The organism is Mesorhizobium sp. M1A.T.Ca.IN.004.03.1.1, from assembly GCF_003997555.1.
Classification (GTDB): domain Bacteria; phylum Pseudomonadota; class Alphaproteobacteria; order Rhizobiales; family Rhizobiaceae; genus Mesorhizobium.
On sequence record NZ_RZTV01000036.1, the window covers coordinates 1 to 3,816 of the forward strand.

The following is a 3,816-nucleotide window of genomic DNA, read 5'->3' on the forward strand; positions in this document are numbered from 1 at the left end:
GCGAGCTTCTCCTCCCGATAGAGCCGGAACAGCTTCTTGTGGTTCACGACCAGGCCCTCCCGCCTCAGCATCACGAGAAGACGCCGGTAGCCGAACCGGCGACGCTCCTGCGCGATCGGCCTTCATCCGCTCGCGAACCTCGCGGTCGTCCGGCCTGCTGGTCTGGTAGCGAACCGTCATGCGGCAACAGCCGATGGCTTTACACGCCCGCCGTTCGCTCATCCCGAAGCCTTCCTTCAGGCGAGCGACAGCTTTCCGCTTGGCGGCGGGCGTCACCATTTCTTTCCCACAAGGTCCTTCAACGCGGCATTGTCGAGCATGGCGTCGGCCAAAAGCCGCTTCAGGCGCGTGTTCTCGTCCTCCAGCGCCTTCAGGTCGCCGAGCCTCGGTGACATCCATCCCGCCGAAGCGGGCCTTCCAATTGTAGATCGAGGCGTCGCTGACCCCGTGCTTGCGGCACAGATCGCCAACCGATACCCCGGCCTCGTGTTTCTTCAAAATTCCGATGATCTGCTCTTCAGAGAAGCGGCTGCGTTTCATGTCCTGGTCCTCTGGATGGGCCAGAACGAACTTCAAACCGGATTAGATCAGAGGGGCAAGGTCAGGACGCCTCGGCGCGGTCGTCGACCTCTTCACCCCAGCCGAATGTGCCAACTACTTCAAAGCCGCAGGATATGACCTGGATCAGATAGGACGTGCTCCAATGGTTTACACCTGACACAGGAGTCCGGCCCCCACAACCGTTTCGCAATGAGGAGCAGCGCTGCCGCTGCTCCTCCAATCACACGACGGATTCACGATGCGGCAACTCGAGCCATGATTTCGGATCCAATGGCCGATGCGGTGTATAGTGAGGCATCCAGCGGCAAATCCCCAAATGCCAGTTGACACAGAAGATAATTAGCACCTGCCTCTTCCAGCTGATCAAGGAGAGCTTTTCGGACAGAATCTGCCGTTCCCACGACGCACAATTCACTTTCAATTGCTGCATCGAAGTTCAAAGGCAAGTTTGGTGGAGTGGAAATGGCATTTAGTTCGTATAGAAATTTGAAGCTATTGAGCCATCGTTCATAGGCAGGTGCTGCGAGCAAATACGCATCTGTTTCAGAACGCCCTATCACCACCATTCGGAGCAATCCAAGAAATGGCGCTTGCTGGCCAATGTCAGCATCGTGAATTCGGGCGGCGCGGAACGCGTCGGTAACGCTGCGAACAGAAGTGGAAGGTCCGACGCAGGCGATGTTTGCCCCATTCGCAGCGGCCCAGCTAGCCGGCTCGGGTCGATTGGTGGCGATCCATGTCGGCGGACGGGGATATTGGTGAGGTCTCAACGTCAGCGGAACATCTTTCAACTCAAAGTGGCGGCCCTGATAAGAAAGCGTCCCGCCTTTCATCGCATTGATGAGAATCTCACTGGCCTCCGCATACTGTTCTGGTGCTGCTTCTACAGCAACCCCGAAGTATCCCAATTCAGTGGGAGCAGAGCCGCGCCCTATGCCGAGTTCAAGCCTGCCGCCGCTCAACTGATCAAGCATGCAGATCTCCTCGAAGGCACGCAGCGGATGATAGAGCGCAAGTAGCATTACCATGGGACCAACACGAAGACTGCGGGTTCGCTGGGCGACGCTCGCTAAGAACAAATTCGGTGATGGACCTCTGCCATGCGGCGTACAGTGGTGCTCGGCGAGATGATACGCATAAAAGCCATAGCCATCGCACGCTTCTGCTAGGCTCAGCCGATCTGCATATTGTTGTGCGATGTCATCGCCGTTTTCGTCCAGATGATCGAAGATGCCGAAGGTCAGGCCCGAAGCGGAAATTTTCTTCAATTAATTGTTCTCCAAATTACCTATATTTATTCGCTAATCATCATAGCTCACGACATATCATTACTTGATGCTTAATGTGAATCGACTTCATGCTTGTGAGCACCGCGATCCTTCTTAAAGTTCATACAGACGCGTTCGGCGGCAGCAAGGAATTTGTCCATCTGCTCTGTGGTGCCAATGCTGACGCGAATACAGTTCTTCAAATCTACGTCAGGAAAGCTGGCGATGAGGATCGCCTGCTCTTTCAACGCGGCTTGCCAGCATGAGCCCTCCTGTCCCGCCGGCACACGGGCCAGCAAAAAGTTTGCGTGGGAGGGTGTTACGGAAAAGCCAAGTTGCAACAGCGCCAGGGTCACTCGCTGTCGTTCATGCTTGATGTGCCTGTGGTTCTCTTCGTAGGCGTGGCGATGCGCAAGAATGCTTTTCCCGACCGCCTGCCCGATCACGTTCATGTTGAAGACATTCTGGATGTTGCGCAGCCTGCCAATGATTTCTGGGTGACCGAAACCGAAGCCGACTCGCACGCCAGCGGCAGCATAGCTCTTTGAAAAAGTCCTCAAGATCAAAAGATTCGGATGTCTATTGACGAGGCGCAGGGCATTGTCGGGTGCGAAGTCAACGTAGGCCTCATCCAAGACGACCAAGCGATCTGCTTGCTCCACAAGGCGTTCGATTTCGGCCACCGGCACGAATGTTCCGGTCGGATTGTTCGGATTAGCCAACAGAATGAACTTCGCGTCTTTTGCGGGGCCGGACAGCAGTTTTTCTATCGGCAGGGGATGAGCTTCGCTCGATGCGATTTCGAGAAACTCGGCACCCTGCAACATGGCAAGTTTACGGTTGAACGAAAATCCGGGCGACAGCATTGCCACTCTATCTCCTGGGGCGAGGAAAGCTCTGTAGATGAGTCCGAGCAGCTCCGACGAACCGTTGCCGGCAATCACCTGATCTTTGGAAAATCCGTAAGCATCGGAGGCAGCTGCCCTTAAGCTGAGATTGTCGTCTTCCGGATAAAGATACTGGTGTTCGATCGCAGCAATTGCACTTTGCATTACGCTCTTCGGCAACGGAAACGGGTTCTCGTTCGTATTTAGCTTAACGCAGTTTGCATCCGTCGCTGGTCCGTTGGACGAGAGAGCATCTAATTTGCTGGCCACCGGCGAAAAAAGCGAAAGCACGGTCTTCAGTTTTGCATCGCACATGTTCTTCTCCGTTTTTCAGTCCCGCAGGGCATGTGACATGAGGCAATCGTTGATCGTGACTTGATCGACGTTCGGCTATATCAGCGCTGCCTTCCCACCCTGGTGGGGATCGCCGACCACGGTTTGGATTTGACACCGGGAAGCTGTCGAGAACCTGATGACGACCCAACGTTTGGCCGACGGCCGATTCGGCGCAACAGACGGTGTTTCAACATCGCATCGTCCTCAAAGCCGCATGCAGGGCCTGCACGACAGCCCGTCTCCAGCGCCCGCAGATAGGTGGAAGCCGAAGTCTTGCCGAACCTCAGTTGCTCTGCCACCTTGGCCCACCGGACTGCCCTGTTTATGGGTCAGGCGCAGGATATCTCTGACGCTCGTTCGTCTTGCTTGCTTCCGTCTTGGCATGGGCTCTCTCGGTTTGCTGATGAGAGAGCCAAATACCGGCTCATCTGAGCATGAGACGCAGGCCTGACGATATGGAGCGTCGCTGGTGGCGCGCGTAGCCGAGAGGGTTCGCCTCGCTGGCGGGGCATGCAAGACGGCGCACCTCCTTAGCCATCCTGTCCCATCGTCTCAGATCGTGAGGCGCACCTTATAGTCGGTGAGGAGATCTTGCAGGGTCAGGTTACGCCCTAGCGCTTAAGGTTGTTGGTCGCACCGAGCAAGCGCGGGACCTGTCGACGGACAACAGCGGTGCCACTGCCGGCACTAGGTGTGAGCTTTCGAGAGGTTGTCCATTCGGACCGGACCGAGGAGACTGGAGTTACCACGCTTCAGCATCCATC

2 protein-coding genes and 1 pseudogene are annotated in these 3,816 nt (G+C 56.0%); all 3 read right to left on the reverse strand.

Translation table 11 applies throughout. The features are described from left to right. Positions 1 to 540 (reverse strand): annotated as a pseudogene (locus tag EOD29_RS30480) (transposase); the annotation flags it as partial. A gap of 254 nt (positions 541 to 794) precedes the next feature. Continuing rightward, positions 795 to 1,829, reverse strand: coding sequence for an LLM class flavin-dependent oxidoreductase (locus EOD29_RS30485; protein ID WP_063169375.1), 1,035 nt, complete (start codon positions 1,827 to 1,829; stop codon positions 795 to 797). A gap of 71 nt (positions 1,830 to 1,900) precedes the next feature. Next, positions 1,901 to 3,031 (reverse strand): histidinol-phosphate transaminase, encoded by a 1,131-nt coding sequence (hisC, locus tag EOD29_RS30490; RefSeq protein WP_063169376.1) that lies wholly within the window; start codon positions 3,029 to 3,031, stop codon positions 1,901 to 1,903. Positions 3,032 to 3,816 lie beyond the last annotated feature (785 nt).

Excerpts from the sequence above, each read along its gene's own strand:
- hisC (WP_063169376.1), bottom strand. The coding sequence starts at position 3,031 with ATGTGCGATGCAAAACTGAAGACCGTGCTTTCGCTTTTTTCGCCGGTG.